The following is a 25,190-nucleotide window of genomic DNA, read 5'->3' as shown; positions in this document are numbered from 1 at the left end:
TGACGGCGGTGCGGGCTTCGGGTCGGGCGACCTCGGGTGCGGTGCCGTGCCTCGGACGGGGTGACGGCGGTGCGGGCTTTGGCCGGGCGGCTTGGCCGCGACGTGCGTCGCGGAGGCCGGCCCCTTTCGCTTTTTCTGCCTAGGGCGCCCAGGGCTTGAGCATGTCCTTCATCGCGTCCGTCAACGCGAACTGCAGCAGCGGGCCGTAGGTGATGCGGCCGACGCCGAGGCGGCGGAAGCGCTCAAGGTCGTGCTTGACGGGATGGGCCGTGGAGTTCACAGGAATGGCCACGGCGCCGGTCACCGCCGTCAGCAAGTCATCGTTGTCCTGAATGGCCACGGGGTAGACGCTGTCGGCGCCGGCCTGCTCCAGGGCTCGCAGTCGCTCGATCGCCTCGTCGAGGACGGCTGCGGCATCCTCCGCGTGCAGGAAGAGGTCGGTACGCCCGTTGACCCACAGCGGAATCCCCGCGTCGTCGGCTGCCGAGCGCAGGCCGGCAATGTAGCTCGCGTGCTCCTGCGTGCTGCGCACGCGTCCGCCCTCCGAGTGGACGGTGTCCTCGATGTTGAGACCGACACCGCCGACCTCGGTGAGCCCGGCGACGATATCCGCGGGCTTCTGTCCGTACCCGGCTTCCAGGTCGACGGACACAGGGATGTCGACAGCCGCGATGATCGGCCTGACAGCGGCGAGAACCTCCTCGAAGGTCTGCCCCTCGTGGTCGTCGGCCCCTCGGGAGTCGGCGAGCGGATGGCTGCCGATCGTCAACGCGGGGAAGCCGGCCTCGGCTGCCGTCCGCGCGGACCAGACGTCCCAGACGGTCGGCAGCACAAGCGGCTTGTGGTCTGCGTGCAGTTGCTTGAAGCGTTGAGCCCGCTCAACAGTGGTGCGAAAGTCCATATCGAGGACGCTATACCCCGGGGTGCCGGCAAGCTTGCCTCTACGCTTGGGATCGGCGGACCTAACGCGGTTCGAGCCCCTCAGGAGCGCCGCGTTCAAGCCGAGCCCGTCAAGCCGGGACTCGCTCCGGGGGGCCGCCCACCACCGACAGCAGGTCGACGACGAAGATCAGTGTCGAGCCCGCCGGGATCAACGGAGAGGGTGACTGCTTGCCGTAACCGAGACGCGGGGGAACGATGATCTCGCGTCGGCCGCCGACCTTCATTCCCCTCACTCCGCGGTCCCAGCCCTTGATGGCTCTGCCACCCCCCACGGCGAACTTGAAGGGCTGGTCCCGTTCCCAGGAGGAGTCGAACTCCTTTCCGGACGCGAACGTGACCCCTACATAGTGAAGCTGGACAACCCTGCCCGGCTGCGCCTCGGGGCCGTGCCCGACCACGAGATCCCGGATCGTCAGTTCGGTGGGCGGGTCACCCTCCGGAACCTCGATTCCGGGCTTCGTCAGCTCACTCATCACGGTCCCATCGCTCGCCACCGGAATCCCTGACACGGGCCTACCGGGCACATGGACCTTCCATGCGGCAGGCGATCACGCTACCGGCCATGCCCCTGCTCCGAGGCACACCCGTGCCACGGAACGCGGCTGTCGCGTGCCCGCGAGGCCGGTGCCCCCGAGCCGACCACGTCATTCCGGTGCAATGCGGAACTCGAATTCCGGACGGTCCCACGGCACGGCGGGCGGGCTCGCGAGCGCGGTCCCGGTACGGACCGCACCAACGCGGTGGTAGAAATCCGCGGCGGGAAGATGCGACACGACCTTGAGCCTGTCGAGCCCAGCAGCGCGGGCCTCGGACTGCATGTGCGCGATGAGCAGCCTTCCGATACCCCGCCCTTGCGCCTCGTCGGCGACGAACAGCAGGTCAAGCTCCGGAGGAGCGAGGACGAGAGAGTAGAACCCGAGGACCCGGCCTCCGTGCTCGTCGGCACCGACGGCCACAAAGACACGGTGGGCCTCGATGTAGTCCGGACCGACCCGGTAGCCCGCGACAGCGGCTGCGTACTGGCCCTGATAGGCGCCTGAGCCACGCACGAGCCGCGTGAGCCGTTTGGCATCCCGCGCGACGGCCCTCCGTATCGTGATCGGCCGACTGACCGGCAAAGTGCGTGGCCTCATCGGGAAAGTATTTCGCACCGGGCTGCGCCTTTCCGGCCGGGGGCGACTTCCCGGGCAGGCGTTCCTGCCGGGCGTACGGTTCGTCCCCCACGCTGCCTGGTACGGGAGGGTGCGCCCCGCCACCGTCTTTGGCGTCCGCGTCCTTGGCGTCCTGCTCGCAGGATCGTCCGTTGGAGGACTGGTCACAGGCGTCAACCGTACTTCGGTCACGAGGACGACTCCAAGATCCCGGTCCCGGGCAGCACAGTGGAGATCAAAGAAAGACTTTGATCGTTTCAAAGTACACGTGTTAGTTTCGGCGACATGAAGATCGCTGTGGTGCACCACGTCGAGCTGCTCTTGGGCGACGTCCGCGCTGCCTTCGGCGCACTGCCGACGGGCCGTCCGCACAGCGATCTCTGTCGCTGTCGCTCCGCGGTCCGGCACATCTGACCCGGACTCACGGGCTCACCCGCCTCTCACAGCAACGCCGCCTCCTCGACGACCTCGACGACGGCAAGCCTCAGCCCTACCGCAGCAGCGTCGCCTCCTCGCCCCGCACGGCCGGCGCTCGCGCGTCTCCCCCTGTTCACCCGCGCGTCCTCACTGGAGTTTGTCGTGTCCGCGAATACCGCCGATACCCGATCCTCGAAGCCCGGCTTCCGGCTGCCCGTGCCGTTCTGGGCCCAGGTCCTGATCGGCCTCGCCGTCGGCCTCGTCCTCGGCTTCGTCGCCCGTACGTACGACGTCTCCTGGCTGGCCACCACCCTCGACAAGGTGGGCGGCATTTTCGTCCAGCTGCTGAAGCTGGCCGTCGCACCGCTGGTCTTCTTCGCCATCCTTGTGTCCATCACCAACCTGCGGAAGGTCAACAGCGCGGCACGGCTGGCCGGCCGCACGGTGCTCTGGTTCATGATCACTTCGCTGATCGCGGTTGTCATCGGCCTCGCCATCGGCTTGATCTCCGACCCGGGAGCCGGATCCAGCCTCACCCCCGCCGACGGCTCCAAGCCGGAGCACTCCGGCAGTTGGATCGACTTCCTCACCGGCATCATCCCGACCGACGTGGTCACCCCGTTCACCGAACTGAACGTCCTGCAGATCGTCTTCATGGCCGTCGTCGCCGGCATCGCCATCCTGAAGATCGGCTCGAAGGCCCAGCCGATCCTCACCCTCTCCGAGTCCATCCTGGAACTCCTGCAGAAGGCCCTGTGGTGGGTGATCGTGCTCTCCCCGATCGGCTCCGCGGGCCTCATCGGCCGGGCCATCGTCCAGTACGGCTGGGACCTGCTCGGCAACTACGCCACGTTCACCGCCGACATCTACATCGGCTGCGCCCTGGTCCTGTTCGGCGTGTATCCGCTGCTCCTGGCCACCGTCGCCAAGCTCAGCCCGCTGCAGTTCTTCAAGGGCGCCTGGCCGGCCCTCCAGCTCGCCTTCGTCTCCCGCTCCTCCGTCGGCACCATGCCCGTCACTCAGCAGTCGGCGATACGCCTCGGCGTTCCGAAGGACTACGCCTCCTTCGCCGTGCCGTTCGGCGCGACCACCAAGATGGACGGCTGCGCGGCCATCTACCCGGCCATCTCCGCGATCTTCGTCGCGCAGATCTTCGACGTACAGCTGGGCATCAAGGAGTACCTGCTCATCGCGTTCGTTTCGGTGATCGGCTCCGCGGCGACCGCCGGGCTCACGGGCGCGACGGTCATGCTCACCCTCACCCTGTCCACACTCGGCCTTCCGATGGAGGGCGTGGGTCTGTTGCTCGCGATCGACCCGATCCTCGACATGATGCGCACGGCGACGAACGTAGCGGGCCAGGCCCTGGTCCCGGTGCTCGTCTCCGCCCGGGAGAACATCCTGGACCGCGACAAGTACAACGGAGCGACGGCCGCACTCGTCGACGAGGTGGAGAGCGTGTACGACGAGCCGCAGCAGAACGCCGACCTGGCCCCCACACCGGCCGGAGTAGCAGGCTGACCCCGGCGCCAACTCACCCAACCCTTGTGCCCCGCCTCATGTCCGGGGGCACAAGGGTCAGGCTCCACGAGGGACATCGTTCGTGGGACGCCTGTACTCCTCTGCGTGGCCGACTCGGTCGGGAGACCACGGGACGTACGGCCGCAGGAACGGTCAACGGGACGGACCCGGCGGGCCGGTCCGCTGCCGGCCGGAAGAGCTCTCCTGAGCCTCTCAGAGCATCACCACTCCCGCCACGGCCGTCGCTATGAGCACGACGACCGCCAGGACATGGAACGTCACGTCCTGCTGCTCCGAGCGATGCTCAGCCGCGCGGTCCAGGGTGAACTCCGCCGGATCAGCGGACGTGTAGTGGACCGTGACATCACGGCCGTACGCACCGGCGGGCTCCGGGAGGTTGGACGTGCAATGGGCCGTGACGGCCACGCCCTCCCGGGTCGCGAAGGCCACCACGGGGGTGATGGTGGTCGAGGTGTGGCCGTCGTCCTGATCGACGCTGACGTCCTTCAGGACCGCGACGATCCGTCCCCGCACGGTGTCCATCGCGGCCAGTCTCTCGACGCGGCGGTTCTTCTCGCGTACCGCCCTGGGCAGCTGTACGGCGCCGGAGATCGCCAACGGCCCGCCGAAGCCGCTCAGCGCCCACGGCCAGCCCCAGCCGATCGCGACGAGGACCACCAGCCCGACGTAGACCAGGAAGCTCGCGAAACTTGGCCAACCCAGCCCACGGCTGGGCGCCTCAGGAGTGTTCGAGAACCGGTAGGCGTGCGGTCTGCCTCGCGGGTAGCCGACCCCGATCTCCCGGCCCTCCCACGCACAGGTGATCATCTCGCCACGCTCGCCGTCGTTCGTGACGGTGACCTCCTGCCCCGAGGCGGGGTCGCGGTAGGACACGACCACCCATATCCCGCCCGTCCGGGACCCGCCATGCCGGGGCTCCCGCACCCGCTCGATCCGCCCTGTGAACCGAACCGTCCGCTGCGCCTCGGTCACTCCGCACAGCGACCTGCCGAACCCGACGAGCGCCACGACACCCCACACGGCACACCACAGCAACAAAAACTCGTCCCACCCCATACGCCCTCCTCATGCCGATCCGCTCAACTGCCGTTAGGCCGCAGCACTTTGCCCTGGCTGTCCGCCTCCAGCGTTCCCGCACGCCCGCCGCCGGTGACCACAACCCTGAGCGTCAGCGAGCCGGAGACGCCCTCCGCGGTGAGCTGCCAGCTCTGCGGGGACTCACCGCCAAGGGTGGTCCTGGCCTCCTCGACCAAGCCGGGGACACGGTCGTAGGGCAGGGACCTCGGGTCGAACCCGGCGCTCTTCACGCCGGTGGGGGAGAAAACGACCGTCAGCAGGCGGCTCCTCCCACTCCGGCGTCGGCCGCTTCACGATCCGCGTCTTCCACGGCCGGCCCGGCGGATACTCCACCACCACGACCTCGCGCGGCCGGTAGTCGGGCAGTTCGACGAGGTTGACGTCCTGCCGCATCTCGACACGGAACGCGGGTGCGTCGTCGGGCGCCACGGACAGCTCGAACCGTACCGGCACGTCGCCGGCGTCACCCCCCACGGCCTCCAGACGCTCGATCACGGCGAGCGCCGCGCGCGGCGCGACGGCCGACTCCCGGGCACGGCGCGGCAACGTGGCGAGAAGGGCGAGAAGCCCGTAGACCCCAGGCACGACCAGCCCCGTGACGATCAGGTGCGCCCTCTCGACGACACAGCCACCGATGAAGGCCGTCAGCGACACCCCGATCACACCGCCCGTCAGGAACCCCAGAGCGAGGTCGGCGGGCGGGCTGTGCTTCGGCGGCGCGCCCGCGGTGATCGTCATACGGCCGATTGTGCACGTCGCGGGTAACGGCCGACAGACCTGGCGATGGACCCCTGTGCCCTGCCTTTGAGCCACGGCTCCCTGAACAGGCGCCCCCAACCGGGCCGGTCGTCACGTGCGGGCGCGAGCCTTGGCCCTACACCGCGCGCAGCCGGCGCGTCTTCCCCTCTCGACTCGGAGCGGCGGCGGGAGACCCCGGCGGCTGTCCCAGGTGATCGGTTGGGACACCAGGCGCGCTTGAGAACTGAGCGAGACCGGCCACCTCCGGCACGGCAACAGAGCCCCGATACGACGGCAGGGTCCCGACCACGCGTCGCGGTCCGGACCCTGCCCCTACGGTGCCGCCCTGCGGCGGCGATGCGTCAGCTCTGTGCGGTGTCGTCGCCCGACTGCCCGGCGGCCTCAGCCGCGGCTGCCTTCTCGCGCATCTTGCGCACCAGCTCCGCCTTCTGATCGGCTGCGCCCTGGCGGTCGAGGTTGCGGTACGGCCCGTTGTTCTGTCGCTCGGCGCGGGACAGCTTCTTGCGCTGGCCGCCGCCCATGCCCACAGGGTTGTTGATGTTCTTGCTCACGGTCATGGGTTCTCCCGGTAATGAGGTGAAGTGATCTACGGATTCATCGGTGGGGACGGGCGGCGCCGTCGAAGGACGTCAGCGGGGGCCCATCACGCCCTCACTCGTAAATCGCCGTCTGGAAGAACATGACAAAGACGTTACCCGGTTCCATCGCCCCCGCACACCAACCCCATCGCCGTCCCAGGCGTCGGGCCGGCCCCTCGGGGTCGTCGCGGGGCTCTGTCTTTGCTGCTTGGCCAAGCAGCAAACCGTACGTCCGCTGCCGCGGCTCGGACCTCTCCTCGGCGCCGTTCCTTGCCTCTGACGACGAGGACCCGGCCTGGCCCGACCCGGGCGGTGTGGTGGTCACCGTCGGCGCCGGCCTCTGCCACATCGCCTCCGACTCCTTCGACCATCCCGTCCGCGAGGGCGTCGCCCTGCTCGACCGCCTGGAACACGCACCCGGGCACGGAATCTGCCGCGTACACGTCAACTCCGGCATCCACCTCGACCCGGAACGCCGTCGTCTTGGCTGGTGGTCCCTCTCCTCGTCCCCGCAGGCGTACCAGGTACCGGAACTGTGGCCGGGCTGGACGGTGGAGTTCTGGCAGGACGACCGGCAACGGCACGTCAGGGCGTGCGATCGCTTCTTCCCGGCACCGATCGACGCCGGGGAGGAGGCCAGGGTCGCGGTGCTCACCGAGGCCGGGGAGCGCCGGGTCACGCGGGCCGCCCACCGTGCTCGGGTCACCCGGCTGCCGAACGCACCGGCCTGCCAGTAGGCGGACTGGCCGGCACCGCAGCCGCCACGAGTGCTGGAGCATCGTCCGGACGGACCCCGCGGTTCATGCGGACGCTCTCTACCGAGTGATGGAGCCTGGCTTGCACGCGCTCCCGTTTCGGCGGCCGCACCCCAACTCGCGCCACGGAGAACGGGGACCCGGACCACGGTCGCGCCACGGGACCGCCCGCCACTCATCGCTCGTCACTCGTATGGCCGCACCAGGCCTGGACTGTCCGATCGCTGCGGCCGCCACCTCGGGGCTCAGTCCCGCGTTTCAGGACGAGGCCGGCCGGGGGCGGGGTGACTGGCTGTCGCTGGCGGAGCGCGGCGGGTCGGGGGATGTTGGGGGTGGCGCTTTAACCCGCTTCATGAGCGTTTTACGACGTCGATCGCGGGTTACTCGTGACTCGCTGTCGGAGTAGGGGCGGCAGGTGCGCGGCTGTGCAGCCGTGAACGTGCAGCCCCCGGCCGTGATGTCCACGGTTGAGGTCAGTGTTCCGTGTACCCGCGAGCATCATCGAAGGGGAAGATCGAGAATGACCGACACCACACCCAAACCGACCACCACCGACGCAGGCATCCCGGTGGAGAGCGATGAGCACTCGCTCACCGTCGGCCCGGGCGGACCGATTCTGCTGCAGGACTCGTACCTCATCGAGCAGATGGCACAGTTCAATCGGGAGCGCATCCCCGAGCGTCAGCCGCACGCGAAGGGCAGTGGTGCGTTCGGTCGTTTCGAGGTCACAGCGGATGTCAGCGCCTACACCAAGGCCGCGGTCTTCCAGCCTGGCACCACCACCGAGCTGGTCACCCGGTTCTCCACCGTCGCCGGTGAGCGTGGAAGCCCGGACACCTGGCGCGACCCGCGCGGCTTCGCGGTGAAGTTCTACACCAGCGAGGGCAACTACGACATGGTGGGCAACAACACCCCCGTGTTCTTCGTGAAGGACCCGATGAAGTTCCAGCACTTCATCCGGTCCCAGAAGCGCCGCGCGGACAACAACCTGCGTGATCACGACATGCAGTGGGACTTCTGGACCCTCTCCCCCGAGTCGGCCCACCAGGTCACGTGGCTGATGGGCGACCGCGGTATCCCGCGCAGCTGGCGACACATGAACGGCTACACGTCGCACACCTACATGTGGATCAACGCGCAGGGCGAACGTTTCTGGGTGAAGTACCACTTCAAGACCGACCAGGGCGTCGAGACGTTCACCCAGCACGAGGGTGACCAGATGGCGGCGGCGGACACCGATTACCACACACGGGACCTCTTCGAGCACATCCGTGACGGCGAGTACCCGAGCTGGACACTGTACGTGCAGGTCATGCCGTACGAAGAAGCGGTCGACTATCGCTTCAACCCCTTCGATCTGACCAAGGTGTGGCCGCACGGCGACTATCCCCTGATCGAAGTCGGGCGGATGACGCTGGACCGCAACCCGACGGACAACCACGCGGAGATCGAGCAGGCTGCCTTCCAGCCGAACAACCTCGTCCCGGGCATCGGTCCGAGCCCCGACCGCATGCTGCTGGCGCGGCTGTTCTCCTACGCGGACGCGCACCGCTACCGCATCGGAGCCAACTACCAGCAACTGCCGGTCAACGCTCCCGTCAACCCGGTGCACACGTACTCCAAGGACGGGGCGATGGCGTACCGCAAGACCAGCGACCCCGTCTACGCGCCGAACTCGAAGGGTGGCCCCGCCGCGGACACCGCCCGGTTCGGCACTCCTCCGAGCTGGCACGCCGACGGTGAGATCACCCGCGCCGCCTACGTCTCGCACCGTGAGGACGACGACTGGGGCCAGGCCGGCACCATGGTGCGTGAGGTCCTGGACGACGCGGCGAGGGACCGGCTCGTGGACAACGTGGTGGGCCATCTCCTCAACGGCGTCACCGAGCCCGTGCTGCAGCGAGCGTTCGAGTACTGGTCGAACATCGACAAGTCGATCGGTGAGCGCATCCAGCAGGGGGTGCGTGCCAAGGCCGACGAGAAGGACCCCAAGGCCTCCGAGCAGGGCAACCCCGCACGTCGGAGCATGCAGGGCAAGGCCTGACCGATCTGCGCGAGGACACGGCCCTTGCGCGGGCGCGCTTTCGACGCTGTTGCTGTCAGCCCCTCCTGGGGCTGACAGCAACAGCGTCTTCGCATGAGCGCTCACATTTCTTCGTAGTCGATTACTAACTCAAGCGCCGTTGAGCGGCGGAGGAAGCCGAGCGGAGGAGTCGGGAGCCGGTGAGGCCGGCGCGAGCGGCGGCAACTGACCTGTAGGACACGGTCTGCGTCGCGTTCCGCTGTCTTCGCACAACCCTTCGTGCACCTCGCGAGTCACTCTGCGAGAGCCTTCGCTCTCATCGCCCCCTTCGACTACGGGAGTTCCACCGTGCGCGCACGCACCCTGGCCGCAACCGCCGCCGTAGCGGCCCTCACCGCCGCCGGTCTGACCCTGCCACTCGCCGGGAGCGCGGCGGCTGCGACGACTCCTCGGTTCGACTTCAACGGCGACGGATACGCGGACATCGCGGTCGGCATGCCCGATGCCACGGTCGACGGCAAGGCCAAGGCCGGCTACGTCAGCGTGATCTACGGCGGCCCGCAGAGCCCGAGCCAGTCCACCGGCGTCATCAGCCAGGCGGAGGCCGGCATACCCGGGACGCCCGAGGCGGGCGACCGCTTCGGGTCCTCCGTGGCACCCGTCGACGTGAACGGCGACGGCGTCTTCGAGCTCGTCGTCGGCGCGAGCGGCGAGTCGCTCACCTCCGACCAGCTCAAGGACGAGGGCACCATCACCGTCCTGGACGGCTCGGGGTGGAACATCGAGGGCACCACCGTGGCCAGGGGCTCCGGCGAGTTCAGCAGCATCGGCCGCACCATCGCGACGGGCGACTACGACGGCGACGGCGACACCGACCTCGCGTACGGCGAGAACAGCGAGGAGAGCGGTTCGCTCCGGTTCCGCCCCGGCCCGCTCACCGCGGCCCCCGTGACCACCACCACCCTGCGCCGCTACAGCATGGGCGGCGCCACCCGCGACCTGGCCACCGGCGACTTCGACGGCGACGGCCGGGACGACCTCGCCGCCACCTGGCAGGGCACGGAGGACTCCAGCACCTTCATCACGCGCTGGGACGACCAGGCCAAGCCGGCCCAGTGGTACGCCGACGCCGACCGGGGCAGCTCACTCGCCGCCGCCGACTTCGACCGGGACGGCACGGACGACCTCGCGATCGGCCTCGTACAGCCCAACCCCGAGTCGGAGACCACACATTGCGAGGACCGGCTCGGCGGTGCGGTGCTCCTGCTCAAGGGCTCGAAGACCGAGAACTTCGGCAATCGGAGCGAGTGCGTCACCCAGTCGAGCCCGGAGGTCGGCGGCGCGGCCGAGGCGGGCGACGACTTCGGCGCCGCGCTGGCCGCGGGCGACCTGAACGGCGACAGCCGTCCGGAACTGGTGGTCGGTGTGCCCGGCGAGGACGTGGGCACCGTCAAGGACGCGGGCGGGTACGTCACGCTGAACGGCACGGACCACGGCCTCTACGGCGGTCTGGCCCGCAGCCAGAGCACCGCGAACATGCCCGGCACGGCCGAGGCCGGCGACCGCTTCGGCGCCCAGGTGGCCGTCGGCGACTACAACCGCGACGCACTGGGGGACACCGCGGTGAGCGCGCCCGGGGAGAACGCCGGTGAGCCCAGGTCGGGTGGCGTCTGGTTCGTGCCGAGCAGCACCGAGGAGACGTACCCGCTGGGCAAGTCACTGACTCCGTTCGGCTTCGCTCTCCCCCACGGGGCCATCAAGTACGGCGAGGTACTGGGGCTTTAGACAACCCGGCCGCGGGGTGGCATCGCCGGGCATGTCGGGCGGAAGGCGACCGCCTCGACGTCTGATCAGGCAGGGGCGAATGTCTCCTCGGGGGCATCGTCGAGGACGAATCCGTTGTCGAGCCGGACGCGGACCGTGACGCGGAGCATCTGTCGCTGGTAGGCGGCCCACTGCTCTTCCAGGGCCCCTACCTGCTCATCCAGTTGCCTTCTGCTCGCCGACGGCATCTGGTGGCCGAAGTCGTCGAGGAGCGACTTGAGGCGCAGGTACTCGCGGACCTCGTGGTTCTGCTGCCGGTGATGTTCGTCCACCCGCTCGACAGTGCCCTCGATGCCTTCCGCCAGGGCCAGCGAGGCGGCGAAGGTACTCGTCTCGTCCGAGGGCTCCCCTGCTGGGATCACCGACCCGGCCAGGCGGAGATCCGCCGCCAGTCGCACCCGTTGGCCCACATTCAGCGTCATCGATCCTTCGTCTTCCTCGTCGGTCACCGGCGATCCGGTACACGTCCGGCATGAGTCGGCTTGCGCGGTCCCACCAGCCCGGGCTCCCGCGGCCGCACTCTAGCGTCGACAGGCGTCCGCCTCGTCATCGGCGCGATGCCCGAGGTTGGCACGGCCCTATGCCGCCGGCAGCGACGACCGCGAGCACCTGACCAGTGGACCGGTCCTTCCGGTGACGGGTGCCGCTCAGCGCAGGACGGCCGCCAGCAGGTCGGTGCCCAGTGCCGTCAGGTCGGGCAGGTTGAGGGTGTGGCGGACGTAGCGGCCATGCCTGCGGGCCGTGAGAAGGCCCGCGCGGCGCATGACAGCGAGGTGGCGGGAGACTTCGGGTGGTGTCAGCTCCCAGGCGTCGGCCAGCTCGCCGGTGGTGTGGGGACCGCGGGCCAGGGTGCGCAGGAGTCGCAGCCGCACGGGGTGTGCAAGGGCTTCCAAGCGCAGCGTCACCGCCTCCAGTGCTACCGGCTCTGATGGAGTCTGCTCGGCTACCGGGTACTGCAGGACCGGCTGCCATCCGCGGGCGTAGACCGCCACCAGGTGCGGGCGGCCGAAGACGCTGGGGATGAAGGTGACTCCGGTGCCGCGGGCGGTGGTCGCCGTGTCCTGCAGCTTGTCCACGACGATGCTGCTGTCGTCCGGTGACAGGGAGACGGCCCCGGAGACCGATGTGAGGGCCGGTCCGATGCCCTGGCGCTTCAGCAGGTCGTTCTTCAGGCGCAGGTCGTTGGCGAGTTGCACGGCGACGCCCGCCCATGCGGCGTCGAAGAAGGCCTCGGCGCACTGTTCGAGGGTGTGACGCACTCGCGCCCGCACGGCGGCCGGGTCGTCGAGCAACCGTTCGGCGAAGGCCTCCTGTGTCGCACCGCGGGCCTGGGCCCGGTCCAGGGCCCGCTCGCGCGCGGCGGCGTCGGTCAGCGGCGACGGCGTCGAGTAGCGGCCCCGGTTGCTGCCGCAGGAACTGACGAGCGCCGCTCTCACGTACGTCTCGTCATCGATCTGGTCCACCTCGTCCAGTTCCTCGGCAAGAGTCTGTCGAGGCCGGGCGGGGACGAGAAAGTCGGCTCGTGTGGAACGCCAGAGGAACTCCGCCTCCCGCAGCCGCTCGGCCAGCTCCGGCCGCAGCCCGGCCCAGACCTCGCCGGCCCAGCCGCCGAGCCGCGGATGATGCTCGGGCTCGGCCAGCACGTGCAGCATCGCGGTCAGCTCGGCCAGCGGGGAGGCCGCGAACCGCAGTCGCTCAGGAGGCAGGCCACTGATGTCGATCCTCAGCGTCATTCCCTCATCATCACCGACTCGACAACCCATGGCGGCGTCGGTTGACGATGTCCGTCAACCGACGTGGCCGGCGCGGCGGCCGAACCCACGGTTGACCCCATGGCAACCACCCTGAAGATCCGGTCCCGCGCGCTCATCCGCGCCTTCGGAGGCCCCCGTTATGCCATCGCCCTCGGCGTGGACGCGCTCGGCACCGGCATGCTGCGGCCCTTTCTGCTGCTCTACGGAGTGATGGTGCTGGGCCTGACCGCGCCGGCCTCCGGCATCGCCATGACGGGCGGTGTCGTCGTGGGTCTGGTGTGCATGCCCGCGGTGGGCCGGTGGCTGGACCGGGGCGCACGCAGCACGGTCGTGGCGGCGTCGATGCTGATACGGGTCCTGGGCGTGACACTGCTGCTGGCCACCCCGCCAGGACACGTCTGGCTGTTTTCGACGGCGGCGCTCTTCCTCGGCATCGGCAACCAGGCGTGGCCGGTCGCCCACGCCGCCCTCGTGGCCACGGTCACCGACGGAAGGGAACGCGACACCGCTCTCGCGGCGGCCCGTTCCCTGCGCAACGCCGGCATGGGCGCGGGCGCGCTCCTGGCCACCGCGTGCCTGGCGGGCGGCGCCAACGCCCTGCAGATGCTGGCAGTTGTCACCGGGCTCGCCTATCTCACGGCCGCGGTGCTGGCGTGGTCGGTCCACCTGCGCGCCCGCCCGGCCGGTACTCCGGCCGCTGTCCGCGGCGAGGTGCCCGCCCCTCGGATGCGCGCGCTGCTGGCCGCGAACGTGATCTACGTCTTCTGTCTCAACGTCCCTGAGATCGCTCTGCCCTTGGTGCTCGTAACGCAGTTGCAGGCGTCCCCGGTGTGGTCGGCGGTCATCTTCGTGACGAACACGGCGCTGGTCGTCACCCTCCAAGTCCCCGTCACCGCCCTGCTGGCCCGCTTCTCCCGGCGGGCCGTGCTCGCGTTCGCCGGCGTGGTGCTCGCCGTGTCCTACCTCGGATTCCTCGCTGCCACCTCGCTGGGCGGCAGTTGGGGTGCTCCCGCTGTGGCCTTGGTGTCCGTGGTCTGCACCCTGGGGGAGATCATCTACGCCGGCAGCTCCACCGCTCTCGTCACGGCCCTCGCCCCGGCCCGTGTTCTGGGACGCACCCTCGCGCGCTTCCAGCTCTCCACGGGCTTCGGTCTCGCCGTCTCGCCCGCGGTCATCACCGGTCTCGCACCTCACGGTCCGGCCGCCCTGTGGGGCAGCCTCGCCGCGGGCACGCTCCTGTCCGCTTCCGCCGTCGCCACCGAGAAGGATCAGGAGAGCACGGCACGGCAGTCGCCCCCGGGCGTGTGCACGTCCGTACCCGTCGGCACAGTAATCGCCTCCCCGCAGGCAGCGTCGGCAGTCGGGGCCGGCCGAAGGGTCTGACCTGCGCGGACCCTGCCATCGGCGCAGTCTTCCGCGACAACAAGGAGATGATCGGTGGGGTTCGCTCCGCCGCGCCCCGGTATGCCGTCACCTCGCCCTGCGAGGCTCCGTTCCGGGCAGCGCGGCGGACTCCATCAGCTCTCGGAGCCGGTTCAGGTCGCCCGTGACCATGTCGGCGTCGCGCTCGAAGTCGGCGTCAGTCATCCGCGGCTGCCGGCGAAGGGTGAACACGACCTCGCTTCCCTCGCCGTCGCTGATCACACGGACCGGGTTGTAGACCGCTTCCCCGGAGGGGAGCGTGACGTGGTGGTCGATCACGCCCAGCTCGTTACGCGGCACGAAGGTCACCACGACCCTTCCCATGGGGGAGGATTCCGCGATCCACTGATCATCGATCTTCTTGATGGAGCCGCCCAGGCCCAGGGCCCACGCGGGCAGGTTCTCCGGGTCCGACGCGTAGGCGTAGACCTCGTCGACGGTGCGGTCGATAGGGACGCTGAGGTGGCGTGATTCTTTGTCTGCGCTGCTCATGACCGCGAGGGTAGTGGGCCGACGTCGCCGCCTTCTTGAACGAATCGGACGTGTTGATCCGCCCGACAGTCCTGACCCGGGTGCTCTTGAAGCCGACCGGCAACTCAGTCCTGGGCGGGCATCACCCGGGTCACCCTGCCCTTCAGGTCCGCGGTCAGATATCCGGTGACGTGGTCGTCGACGCGGTAGACGGCGAGCCCCAGCGGTGTGCCGAACGTGTCGTCGGCCGGGTTCACCACGACGTAACGCATGGTCGGCCGGCTCACGTTCAGGTCCTTCTGCGCGCGCTTGAGCAGGGCGGGAATGACATCCCAGTCGAAGGCGCCCAGGCTGAAGGGGCGTTTGCCGCCGAAGATCGCGCTGCTGATGATGCCCTTCTCGACGCCCCGGCCCGGGCGGTAGATGTAGCTGTCGTACTTCGTGTCGCTGCCCTTAACCATGATGTCCGCGGACACGTAGTCCGCGTAGATGGTGAGGTCGCAGGCTCGGTCCGTGCCGGTTGCCGCCTCGATCGCGCTTACCGCCGTACGGATACGGGCCGGGGTCAGGAGGTCGGCCTTCGTGTCGGTCTGGGGAACCGCAGCGGAACGGGACGCTCTCGGTGGTGCGGAAGTCGGGTCCTCGGTTCGGGTCGAGGACGAGCTCGGTGAATTGGCGCCCTCTCCCTGGTCCTTGTGGGTGCCGTCCGGCAGGAGCGTCCACGCCAGGACTCCCGCCAACACGGTCCCGGCGACGGACGATGCGATCGCGACCGACCTCTTCGCCCGGCCTCCCAGCCCTCGTACCGGTCGCGTGGCGCCTTCCGGGCCGACCGTCGGATGCACGACCGGCCCGGGCACGGCATCGTACGGAACCGAAGGGCCGAAGCCCCTCGGCGTGCTGAAGCCGGAAACCGGTCCCGTGCCGGCCGCCGAGGAGTGGGCGGGTGTCGGTGCCGGCGGAGGCGCGAGCCGGTACGAGGTGCTCTCGGCATCCGTGCGGGGAGCGCGTGGGGTCGCGTCCGGCTCCCCGGACGCGTACGCGAGCATCTGGTCCGCGGTCTCCGTATCCGCCCGGACCGTCGGGTCCTTGACGAGCACGGCCTTCAGGAAGTCGGTCAGTACTCCGGCCTGGTGAGGCGGCGGGAGTTCTTCGCTCAGGAGGGCCGCCAGGGTGGCCAGGGTGGTTCCCCTGCGCAGCGGATGGTGCCCTTCGACGGCGACATAGAGCATCATCGCCAGCGACCACAGGTCGGAGGCCGGTCCGCCCTCGCCGCCGGCTATGCGCTCGGGCGCCATGTAGTCAGGCGTTCCGATGATGGACCCGGTCGCGGTCAGGACGGTCGACTCCCGGATGGCCGCGATACCGAAGTCGGTGAGGACCGCACGATGGTCGTGCCTCAACAGGACGTTGGCAGGCTTCACATCCCGATGCTGAATGCCGACGTCGTGCGCGGCCCGCAGGGCGGCCAACACCTCACGGCCGAGCCGGGCGGCTGCGACGGGCGCGAGAGGCCCCTTCCCGAGCCGGTCCTGCAGTGATCCGCCGGTCACCAACTCCATGACCAGCCAGGGGTAGGTGTGCTCGCCGCCATCCACCACGTGATAGATCGTGACCACGTTGGGATGGTCGACACGGGCCAGTGCACGCGCTTCGCGCAGCACCCGGGCCCGGAGCAACGCCGCGCCCTGCGGGTCGAATTCGGCAAGTCCCGGGTCGGAGGGCCGAACCTCTTTGAGCGCGACGGCCCTGTCAAGAACCAGGTCGCGGGCTCGCCACACCATGCCCATTCCGCCGCCACCGAGCCGCGCTTCCAGCTCGAAGCGCCCATCGATGATCCGTCTGCCGGATTCTGCGTCACTCATGGCTGGGAGCCTATGAGATGTCGGTGACACAGCCCCGTCCAGGTCACCCGCGTCTTTTGGCCGACGCGTTGCAGCCTTCTTCTGGTCCAGCGGCCGAAGCGGAGCCCTCCACCCGTCCGTGAAGAGCTACAGCCGTGTCACCGTCACCACATTTCACTCACATTTCCTTCACACCTCCTGTTACGGTCACCCGACCACGAACCGCCTTGGGGGGACCATGTCGTACAACCAACCGCCGCCACCGCCCGGACACTGGCCCCCGGCCGCGCCGGCCCCGCAGCCGCCCAGACCGAAGTGGGGGCGCAAGCGGTACATGCTGCCCGCCATCGGCCTCGCTTTCATCATCGGCGTCGGCGCCGGCGGCAGCAGCCAGGACGACAGCACCACGAAGACCGCAGCCACCAAGGCGCAGCCCGCCCCTACCGTCACCACCACGGCCACGGCCACAGAGACGGCGAAGGCGAAACCCGCGCCGACGGTGACCGCCACGAAGACGGTCAAGGTGAAGGTGACCGTCACCGCGAGGGCCGCCACCGTCAGCGGATCCGGCGGCACCTCGTCCGGAGGATCAGGCAGCACTTCGTCCGGAGGGTCCTCCGGGAGCAGCGGTTCAAGTTCCTCGGGCGGCTCCAGCGCCGCCGGAAACGGCGCCACCGCGCGCTGCAACGACGGCACGTACTCCTACGCCGCGCACCACCAAGGGGCTTGCTCGCACCACGGAGGCGTGGCCGTCTTCTACAAATAGGGCCGCGCGGCACGGGCGCCCATGAGCACTGTGGACCGGGCCCACCGGCCACGGGGCGAACCGATCGGCTCCCGGCCTTGCACTGTCCTCACAGCCAGCCGCGACGAGCGGCCTGCCAGGCGAGTTGCATGCGCGTCTCGGCGTCGGCCAGTTCCATCATGCGCTGAATGTGTCGCTGTACGGTGCGCCGGCTCAGCCCGAGCTGCGAGGCGATCGCCTTGTCGGTCACGCCGGCCACCAGCAGTGACAGCAGTTTCCGGTCGATGGGGGTCAGCGGGGACAGGGCCTCCCGGTCCTCGGCGTCCACCGCGAGCCCGCTGTCGTCCACACGCAGGGGGACAGCGTCCTGCCAGTAGCGCTCGAACAGAGCGATCAACGCGCTGAGCAGGTTGCTGTCCCTGACCAGTGCGGTGGTGGGCTCCCCCGGGCTTCCCGAGGGCCCGCCCGGCACGAGCGGGAAGATGGCGACGGATCGGTCGGCGATGGCGAGACGCAGGGGGAGTTGGGGGGTCGACCGGGCGATTTCTCCTGCGCGCACCCCGGCGACCACGTTGTCGACAGCGCCGTCGTCGTCGAAGAACGCCTTCTCGTAGAGCACTCGGTACCGGACGCCTCGCGCGAGCGCTTCGAACTCTTCGACGTTGCTGCCGGAGGGCATGGCCACGTACTCGGCCTTGCAGAACCAGAGCATCTCGTCCCGCGCGCTGGTCTGGATCTGTCGCAACTGCTGACGCAGCGCCTCCGCGCCGGTGATGACTTCCAGGAGCTGGCTCGCGTCGTGGCGGCGCATCGTCTCCTGGTACGTCTCGATGAGCTGCGCCGCCTCGCTCCGAGCGAGATCCAGCGCTTCGGCGCTCTGCTTCAGACGAGGCAGCAGGGCCACGTCCGGTGGAGCGGCTCTGAAGTGACGCGGTGTGCCGTCCGTATGGCTGGCGAGCCCCGTGGCGGTGAGCGCGTCCAGGACCTCTGCCGCTTCGGCTTCGGCAAGGCCCGACCGGGCGGCGACGTCCTCGGCGCTGACGCGCCCGGAGAGGACGAGCATTCGGTACACGGCTTCTTCTGCCGGCGATATACCAGCGGGTTCCAGAGACACTGCCGCCCTCCCCCGTAACAGCGGCTGCGACAGTTGAACACTGTACTACGAGGGTTGGGACCACTGGGGCGGGCGACGACGTCACATGCCGTCACCCGCCCCATGACATCTCCGTCAGCGGCCCACCGCGTAGGCGCGCTGTACGGTCTGGCGCACACTGCTCCCGTCGTCGGCTGTGGCTGTGACCCGAAGCGTCACGAACTCCTTGCCCCGCACGGACGACGGACGGCCGACCTGTGCGTCAAAGGCATTGCGGCCGTGGCCGCGTACCTTCGCCCGCGTCCAGGTCCTGCCGTCGTCGTACGAGGCCTCGACGCGGACGTCCACCCCGTGCGGAGCCGTCAGCCCGTCCTGGGCCCGGACCTTCAGGCCGATCGTTGTCGTGTGCGCGGAGCGCACCGTGTTGTGTACGTCGACCGGTACGTCGTAGTCGACCTGGAGCAACGAGAGGGGCGTCGCCTTCGTCGTCCGGCCCGAACGGAACGACCAGGAAGTCGTTGTGGCCGTGCCGTACTTCCAGTCGGCCGAGGAGCGCGCCGTCGACAGATCAAGCCGGTACCTCGCCGCGCCCGCCGGAACGTCCACGTCGGACCAGGCACCGCCCATCTCCCCGATCTTCACTCCGTCCCGGTAGAGCTGTGCGGCGGCGCTGTCACCGGCCGGCGCGGCGGCGGAGGTTCCGATGCCACCGTCCCCGGCCTCCACCAGGCGTGACCAGTGGCCGCCCGCCGAGTCGGTGAACTCGGGTATGCGCAGGCGCATTTGATCACCGTCACGCACGCTGGGTGTCTGGAAGTGAGCGGGGATCGACGGCCGGGTGACGGCACCCTGCCAGGTCTCCTGCTCCTGTGTACCGGCCTGGTAGGTGCGCGGAGCATCCCGCAGTCCGACGGCAAGCGGCATGTCGACGTCGAACGTCGTGGTGTAGTGCACGAGATGCTGCCAACTGGTGTCGTCCGCGCTGATGTATTCGGTCCGGCCGAACCCGGTCGGCACGAAGCGGGTGTACTGGAGCCAGGCCGTGTCCTGGTACGGGCGCCTGCCGAAGCGCTGTTCACTGGCCCAGCCGCTTCCTCCGTTGTCCGCGTAGTTCGCGTGGACGACGGCGGTGTTCCGCTCGGAGACGGTGTACTCGACGTGCTGGGGAATGCGCTGCTTCGAGACCTGCATGACGTCGTACAGGTACGGACTTGCGGCCGTGCCCGAGAACTTCACCGTCGTCGCGTGGGCGCGAACCCGTGCCGCGAGCTGTGCACCCGTACTCGCCCCGACGCGCACGGTCGGAACGGCCCACCGATCGCCGACCGGTGACCAGCGCGTCCAGCCGATGTCGCTGAAGTGCACCAGCATGAGGGCACGCACACCCGCGTGTGCGGCCTTCTGGGCCAACTCCTGTTCGTTGACGCCGTCGTTGTTGGTGACCAGCGCCATGCGGCCCCGGGCGTGGGTGAACGAGGGGTGGGCCGCGTCGCCCGCGTCGACCGCGGTCAGAGTCGCCCCGCCGTCACCGAACAGCGGCGACGCGGGCATGTAGTAGGCGTCCGGCTCCAGCTTCGTTCCCGGGACCTTCGTGGTGAGGAGCGGGGCGACGAGCTGCCATCGGGAGGAGAACTCGAACGTTCCCTTGGTGACGGTGTCGGTGGGGCTGACGTACAGCCGTTTCGCGACGTCGAAGTACATGGTGCCCGCGGTCAGACTGTGGCCGTCGAGTTGGCGGTACGTCTGGTAGCTGAAGATGCCGCGCTGTTCGGCCGGCTTGGGCGTGCGGATGGTGACCGGCGTGGTCCTCCGCGCGTCGAGCGTGACGGTCCTGTCCTTGGTCACCTCGACCTGGGGCAGGACGACCTGGCGCAGCTCGTCGCCGTCGCTCGCCTTGTCGGTGCTGGCGTAGTCCAGTTGGTAGACGCCTTCCTCGACTTCGGCGACAGCGTTGTCAGGATCCGTGTAGCCGACGAATCCGTCGGCGCCCCAGATAGTGGGCAGCGCCTGAACGCGCGTGCCGTCCTTGTCGTACGTCCTGACGGTGATCCGGTGTATCGGACCGTGCACGACCAGGCTGAGCGTGGTGTGAGTGGCGGCCTTCCCGTCCGAGGACGCGGCGGTCACGTAGCCGTAGTACTTGCCCTGCCGGGCCGTTGCCGGATCGACGGTGAGGGGAACCTCGACCGTGCTGTGCGCCGGAACCCGGACGGAGTCGGAGCCGAGCCGCACAGCCCCCTCCCCCGGGCTGGTGCCGCCCTGGGTCGTCAGGCGCGTAGTCAGCGCGAGAGTGACCTCGGTGTCGGAGCTGTTCGTGTAACGGAGGGGAAGCGTACGGGCGTTGCCGGAGCCGGTCTCGAAGGAACCCAGCGTGACACCGCCGGTGGCCGTCACCGAGCCCAGTACGGCGGCCGGCAGGTCGATGCGACCGCCGCCCTGCTCGCTGACCTCCTGTCCTGACACCGTGTGTGCCGTACTCGTCAGGGCGTCCTTGAGTCGGGATCCCGTCCAGTCCGGATGGCGCTGCGCGAGCAACGCGGCCGCGCCCGCCACGTGCGGGGTGGCCATCGAAGTACCGGAGGCCGCGACGTAGTTCGCGTCGACCGGGTCACCCATGGTCGTGCCCGCCGCCCGGGCCGCGACGATGCCGACGCCGGGCGCCGTCACGTCCGGCTTGACGGCGCCGTCCCCCACGCGGGGACCGCGGCTGGAGAACGGTGCGAGAGAGTCGTCCCGGTCCACCGCGCCGACGGTCAGGGCGGCGTCGGCCGCGCCGGGAGAGCCGACCGTGCCCGTGCCCTGCTCACCGCTGTTGCCCGCGGCCACCACGAACAGAGCCCCGGTACGGTCGCTGATCTCGTTCACCGCAAGGCTCATCGGGTCCGTGCCGTCGGTGGCCTGGTCCGATCCCAGGCTCATGTTGACCACCTTGGCACCCTGCGCCGTGGCCCACTCCATACCGGCGATGACCTGCGACTCCGAGCCGAAGCCGTCGTCGCCGAGGACCTTGCCGACCAGCAACTGTGCTGCCGGCGCCACTCCCTTGCGTGTTCCGCCCGATGCGGCCCCCGTCCCGCCGACGATCGACGCGACGTGCGTGCCGTGTCCGAAGACGTCGTTCGTGCCGGCGCTGCCGGAGAAGTCCTGTGCCTCGGCGATCCTCCCGGCGAGATCCGGGTGGGTCTGGTCCACCCCGGTGTCCAGCACGGCGACCTTGACACCCTCACCGTGGTATCCGGCGTCCCACACGGCTGGTGCGCCGATCTGGGCTGTACTGCGGTCGAGCACGGCGTTCACCCGGCCGTCGAGCCATACCCGGGGCACGGCCTTGATCTCCGAGGCCTTCATCTGGCCGTCCGCGCCGGTGAATTCCTTCCAGAAGGTGCCGAGGTCCCCGTCGGGAACCTGCACCGACTGGGCCCCGATGCTCTTCAGCCTCCGGACCGGCGACTCGTCCGCGGCGAACGCCGTGAGCCTGCCCACGGCCGAGGCTTCCACCCCGGCGGGCCGGCTCACGATGAGCGGAAGGGCACGCGTGTGGGCGGTGTCGTACTGCTGGGCGACCAGGGCCGTCACGTCGAAGAGGTTGCGGTCGAGCCGGCCCGACGCGACCAGCTCACTGGCATCCGAGGGGAGAACCGTCAGGTGCCCGTCGTGTTCGAAGGTCCGGAAGAGGATGTGCCGCCGTCCCGGGCCCGGCTCGATGGAGGCGACCTGCTTCCCGCCCGCGGATGCCCCCACGGTCACGCTGTCGCCGGTGAGCAACCGCACCGTGGCGGTGGTGGATTTGCTCGTCGTCTTCGTGGATCGGGCCGCGTCCGCGCGTGCGGCCACTGGTGCCACTGCTCCCGCCGTCAGGGCCAGCCCCGCCGATATTGCCGCCATCAGGCGGATCTGTCTCATCGTCTCGTGCCTTTCCTTGAACACAGGCTTTTGTTAACCCGGTTGACAGAATCCGGTGATCACGAGGCGGGTGTCACGCCAATCCGCTGGCACAGGTGCGACATGTCCCAAGGGCGACAGACGCTTGCCACGTCGTCGGCCGCTCACCGGCCGCCCCCACCCTCTCCGCCGCCCTGCCCGTGACGGCTCACGCCGCGTCGGCCGACCCGCGTCCGCGCAGGCCGCCTGCGACGTCCTCGCCCCGGGCGCGTCGGCGACCGCCGAGGCCGCTGTCCGCGCCGCGCGGCCGGATCGGTGTCCGGTACGGCTGGGGCGTCGGCCACGCTGCCACCCCGGGCGCGATCTACGGCGCCCACGACGGCTCCGAGCCCGACAGCCGCCACGACCACGAGCGCAGAGCCTTCGACTGCTCCGGGCTGCCCCGCTACGCCTCCGCCCAGGCGACCGGCCGCGACCTGCTCGACGGCACGGCCGACGACCCGTTCCACACCTCCCACGCGGCGGCCAGGTTCTCCCCGGCACAGGGCTCGGCGCCCGTCCTCACCGGCGGACCTGATGTTCTGGGGCAGCGGTCAGATCAACGGCCCGGAGTGGCTACCCGGTCTGCCCACCCGCCGAGTCCGGCCACCCCGAGGTGCGGTGGTCACCGCCGGTCAGGCTCGGTCGGCCGACGGGGCCACCGCATCAAAGGCTCCCCCAGGACAGACATCGGGATCCGCGAGGACACGGCGGCCGGCCGCCTGGAGGCCGTGGCCCACGGCTTGGTGGTCGGCCGTGTCGACCACTTCGTTCTCGCGTCACCCCGGCCCGCTCTGGTCCCGGCGCACACGATCGTGGGGACGGCCCCACGAGGCCGGGCGTCGCCGGATCGTCGGCCCAGGAGCTGTGCGGACCCGTGCACACCGCGCGGCAGCGGCCGCCCGTGGCGTCCGTCCGGTGCGCCCCGCTCCACCCTGCCGTCGACGGCGGTCGCATTCCGGCTCCTCACAGCGGTGCCTGGAACAGGTGATGCCCGGCAGGGGGCTGCCGGGCATCACCTGTGGAGAGCCTTCCGGTTCAGCAGGCGCCGAGATCCTGCCAGACGCCCCACTCGCCGGTGGTGCCGGGCTCCTCGCCCTGCGTCCACCACTTGGCCTTCCAGTTGTGGCCCTTGTGCGAGACCTGCTGACCGCCGGTGTAGATCGTCCCGGTGGCCCAGGCGGCGGCCGTGCACTGGGCGCCGGAGCCGCCGGTGACGGTCAGGGCATAGGTCGCCGTGTGGCTGCCGGAGGCACTCGTACCAGTGACTTTGATGCTGTACGTGCCCGAAGCGGCGGCCTTCGTCGTGGCGAGGGTGAGCGTCGACGAACCGCCCGCCGTGACGGAGGCGGGGCTGAGCGACGCGGTGACGCCCGCGGGGGCCCCACTGACGGTCAGGTTCACCGTCTTCGCCGTGCCCGCTGTCACCGCGGTCTTCACCGTGGCGGTCGTCGAACTGCCGGCCGCCACCGACCCGGAGGCGGGGGCCGCGCTCACCGAGAAGTCGTCGGCGGGTGTGGTGGTACCGCCGGTGAAGGGCGCGAAGATGTGGGTGAAGTCCCACGTGTTCTGCTGGATGCCGGAGCAGCCGTCGGCGGCCGCGCCGCCGGGGCAGCTGCCGTTGTCACGCTGGAGTGCCCAGAACGACAGGGTGTTGATCCCCTTGGCCACCGCCCAGTTGTAGACCTGAGTGGCATTGGCCAACGTGAACGTCTCGGCCGGCCCGAAGTCGTCGACACCCGGCATCTCGGTGATGCCGATCATGCCCCACAGCTGGGCGGAGGTCTTGCTCGGGTAGAGCTGCGCGAGCTGGTCGTACAGCCCCTGTGCCGCGGTCTGGGTGTCGTTGGCCATGTTGTGGGTGGCGTTGTCGTAGTAGTCGAACGTCATGATGTTCGCCACGTCGACGCGTGCTCCGTTGGTGACCGCGCTCCGCAGCACCGCGAGCCCTTCGGGTGCCAGCCCGGAGGTGGTCGTCGGCAGCGTGTAGGAGATCTCCACCGTGCGACCACTGGCCGCCGCCCAGTCCTGGACCAGCTTGATCGCCTTGTTCCGCCGGTTGATCCCGGCGGTGTTGTTCAGCGAGTCGACCTCGATGTCCATGTCGAGCCGCGAGATGTCGTACGTCGTGATGACCTTCTCGTAGGCCGCGGCGATCTGGTTGACATCGGTGCAGCTGTCCGCGATCTCGGTGCCGGTGGTGTCCGCGGTGTAGCCGCCGAACGAGGGGATGACGTCCCCGCCGTTCGCCTGGATGGCGTGGATGTCGGCGCCGAAGCTGGCGGAGGAGATCGGCAGGCTGGTGTCGCCGCTCCAGTACGGCGTGCAGGAGCCCGCGGACGCGGTCTGGAGGAACGCCATGGTCAGGTGTTTCGCCCCTGACTGCGCGGCCAGGGCAGCCGGGCTCTCGCCGGTCCACGCCTCGAAGTAGGGAGCGAAGACGTGCTTGGGCAGGGGGGTTGCCGCCTGAGCGGTACCGGCGCCCATCGCGGCCACGCCGACGGTGGCCACCGTGGTGGCCACTGCGGCCAGAACCGCGCGGACGGATCGTATGCGTCTCATAGCTGTCCCAGCTGTAGGGGGGCCGCCAACTCCGTTCTGGGGCATTGGCGTTCAGGTACGGAATACCGTCACAGCCGCAGCCGAGTCAATGGTCTGGACCAAGAGAGGACTAGACCAATTCTCGCAACGGAGGGCCGGGCCGCTCTTCAGCAGGCGCATCGCACGCTGAACCACTCCTCCGCCCTCTCGAAGGCCGGCCGCCGTGAGACACGACGAGCGACGGCTGAATCCGGTCAAGGCTGGATGACTGCCCAGCACCTCCCCCACAGCAGTCCCGCCGCATACGAACCGGAGGACGGGTCCCCTCCCG

Annotated in this window: 19 protein-coding genes and 2 pseudogenes; 7 read left to right on the top strand and 14 right to left on the bottom strand. The window is 69.5% G+C overall.

Annotated features, from left to right (window positions below; translation table 11 throughout):
- Positions 1-139: 139 nt before the first annotated feature.
- The 3 genes from AB0C62_RS18720 to AB0C62_RS18710 all read right to left on the bottom strand — a co-directional run bounded on the left by AB0C62_RS18720 (position 140) and on the right by AB0C62_RS18710 (position 2,075).
- Positions 140-901: an isocitrate lyase/phosphoenolpyruvate mutase family protein gene (locus tag AB0C62_RS18720; RefSeq protein ID WP_362974443.1), complete on the bottom strand. Its 762-nt coding sequence runs from the start codon at positions 899-901 to the stop codon at positions 140-142.
- Between the two features lie 109 nt (positions 902-1,010).
- A complete protein-coding gene (locus AB0C62_RS18715) occupies positions 1,011-1,415 on the bottom strand; it encodes an FKBP-type peptidyl-prolyl cis-trans isomerase (protein ID WP_362974441.1) in 405 nt (134 codons plus the stop codon).
- A 171-nt stretch (positions 1,416-1,586) separates the two neighbouring features.
- Positions 1,587-2,075, bottom strand: coding sequence for a GNAT family N-acetyltransferase (locus AB0C62_RS18710; RefSeq protein ID WP_362974439.1), 489 nt, complete (start codon positions 2,073-2,075; stop codon positions 1,587-1,589).
- Between the two features lie 303 nt (positions 2,076-2,378).
- On the opposite strand from AB0C62_RS18710, the gene AB0C62_RS18705 reads away from it, so the two are divergent.
- Both AB0C62_RS18705 and AB0C62_RS18700 read left to right on the top strand, forming a co-directional pair.
- A complete protein-coding gene (locus AB0C62_RS18705; protein ID WP_362974437.1) occupies positions 2,379-2,507 on the top strand; it encodes a hypothetical protein in 129 nt (42 codons plus the stop codon).
- Between the two features lie 165 nt (positions 2,508-2,672).
- Positions 2,673-4,031 carry a dicarboxylate/amino acid:cation symporter gene (locus AB0C62_RS18700; RefSeq protein WP_362974435.1) on the top strand — a complete coding sequence of 453 codons (1,359 nt, stop codon included), beginning with the start codon at positions 2,673-2,675 and terminating at the stop codon, positions 4,029-4,031.
- A gap of 213 nt (positions 4,032-4,244) precedes the next feature.
- Here AB0C62_RS18700 and AB0C62_RS18695 read toward each other — a convergent pair whose 3' ends face one another.
- The 3 genes and pseudogenes from AB0C62_RS18695 to AB0C62_RS18685 form a co-directional block, all read right to left on the bottom strand.
- Positions 4,245-5,108 (bottom strand): DUF3592 domain-containing protein, encoded by an 864-nt coding sequence (locus tag AB0C62_RS18695; RefSeq protein WP_362974433.1) that lies wholly within the window; start codon positions 5,106-5,108, stop codon positions 4,245-4,247.
- Between the two features lie 23 nt (positions 5,109-5,131).
- A pseudogene (locus tag AB0C62_RS18690) lies at positions 5,132-5,867 on the bottom strand (hypothetical protein).
- A gap of 362 nt (positions 5,868-6,229) precedes the next feature.
- Entirely contained in the window at positions 6,230-6,445 is a 216-nt protein-coding gene (locus AB0C62_RS18685) for a DUF6243 family protein (protein WP_362974432.1), read from the bottom strand.
- A gap of 335 nt (positions 6,446-6,780) precedes the next feature.
- Between AB0C62_RS18685 and AB0C62_RS18680 the strand changes: the two genes are divergently transcribed.
- From AB0C62_RS18680 to AB0C62_RS18670, 3 genes are all read left to right on the top strand, one after another.
- The gene (locus tag AB0C62_RS18680; protein ID WP_362974430.1) at positions 6,781-7,203 is read left to right on the top strand and encodes a hypothetical protein; all 423 of its coding nucleotides are present in this window, start codon (positions 6,781-6,783) and stop codon (positions 7,201-7,203) included.
- A 538-nt stretch (positions 7,204-7,741) separates the two neighbouring features.
- The gene (locus tag AB0C62_RS18675; RefSeq protein WP_362974428.1) at positions 7,742-9,265 is read left to right on the top strand and encodes a catalase; all 1,524 of its coding nucleotides are present in this window, start codon (positions 7,742-7,744) and stop codon (positions 9,263-9,265) included.
- Positions 9,266-9,592: 327 nt separating this feature from the next.
- A complete protein-coding gene (locus AB0C62_RS18670) occupies positions 9,593-11,029 on the top strand; it encodes an FG-GAP and VCBS repeat-containing protein (RefSeq protein WP_362974426.1) in 1,437 nt (478 codons plus the stop codon).
- Between the two features lie 65 nt (positions 11,030-11,094).
- Here the strand turns inward: AB0C62_RS18670 and AB0C62_RS18665 are convergent, their stop codons facing one another.
- Positions 11,095-11,490, bottom strand: a complete 396-nt coding sequence (locus AB0C62_RS18665) for a hypothetical protein (protein WP_362974424.1) — start codon at positions 11,488-11,490, stop codon at positions 11,095-11,097.
- A gap of 225 nt (positions 11,491-11,715) precedes the next feature.
- Positions 11,716-12,801, bottom strand: coding sequence for a DUF5937 family protein (locus AB0C62_RS18660; protein ID WP_362974422.1), 1,086 nt, complete (start codon positions 12,799-12,801; stop codon positions 11,716-11,718).
- 99 nt (positions 12,802-12,900) lie between these two features.
- Here AB0C62_RS18660 and AB0C62_RS18655 point away from each other — a divergent pair, with 99 nt between their 5' ends.
- Positions 12,901-14,205, top strand: a complete 1,305-nt coding sequence (locus tag AB0C62_RS18655; RefSeq protein WP_362974420.1) for an MFS transporter — start codon at positions 12,901-12,903, stop codon at positions 14,203-14,205.
- Positions 14,206-14,292: 87 nt separating this feature from the next.
- On the opposite strand, the gene AB0C62_RS18650 is transcribed toward AB0C62_RS18655, so the two are convergent.
- The 3 genes from AB0C62_RS18650 to AB0C62_RS18640 form a co-directional block, all read right to left on the bottom strand.
- Positions 14,293-14,736, bottom strand: coding sequence for an SRPBCC family protein (locus tag AB0C62_RS18650; protein ID WP_362974418.1), 444 nt, complete (start codon positions 14,734-14,736; stop codon positions 14,293-14,295).
- 104 nt (positions 14,737-14,840) lie between these two features.
- Entirely contained in the window at positions 14,841-16,580 is a 1,740-nt protein-coding gene (locus tag AB0C62_RS18645) for a serine/threonine-protein kinase (RefSeq protein WP_362974416.1), read from the bottom strand.
- A 186-nt stretch (positions 16,581-16,766) separates the two neighbouring features.
- A complete protein-coding gene (locus AB0C62_RS18640; protein WP_362974456.1) occupies positions 16,767-17,255 on the bottom strand; it encodes a hypothetical protein in 489 nt (162 codons plus the stop codon).
- A gap of 1 nt (position 17,256) precedes the next feature.
- Here AB0C62_RS18640 and AB0C62_RS18635 point away from each other — a divergent pair.
- Positions 17,257-17,325, top strand: a pseudogene (locus AB0C62_RS18635) (flagellar motor protein MotB); the annotation flags it as partial.
- 88 nt (positions 17,326-17,413) lie between these two features.
- On the opposite strand, the gene AB0C62_RS18630 reads toward AB0C62_RS18635, so the two are convergent.
- The 3 genes from AB0C62_RS18630 to AB0C62_RS18620 form a co-directional block, all read right to left on the bottom strand.
- The gene (locus AB0C62_RS18630) at positions 17,414-18,418 is read right to left on the bottom strand and encodes a helix-turn-helix domain-containing protein (RefSeq protein WP_362974414.1); all 1,005 of its coding nucleotides are present in this window, start codon (positions 18,416-18,418) and stop codon (positions 17,414-17,416) included.
- A gap of 114 nt (positions 18,419-18,532) precedes the next feature.
- A complete protein-coding gene (locus tag AB0C62_RS18625) occupies positions 18,533-22,300 on the bottom strand; it encodes a S8 family peptidase (protein ID WP_362974412.1) in 3,768 nt (1,255 codons plus the stop codon).
- 1,056 nt (positions 22,301-23,356) lie between these two features.
- A complete protein-coding gene (locus AB0C62_RS18620; RefSeq protein ID WP_362974410.1) occupies positions 23,357-24,880 on the bottom strand; it encodes a glycosyl hydrolase family 18 protein in 1,524 nt (507 codons plus the stop codon).
- Positions 24,881-25,190 lie beyond the last annotated feature (310 nt).

The sequence above is a fragment of the Streptomyces sp. NPDC048643 genome, assembly GCF_040650615.1.
Lineage (GTDB): Bacteria > Actinomycetota > Actinomycetes > Streptomycetales > Streptomycetaceae > Streptomyces.
Note: the sequence above shows the minus strand (reverse complement) of the source record. Positions and strands in the feature narration are given on the sequence as shown.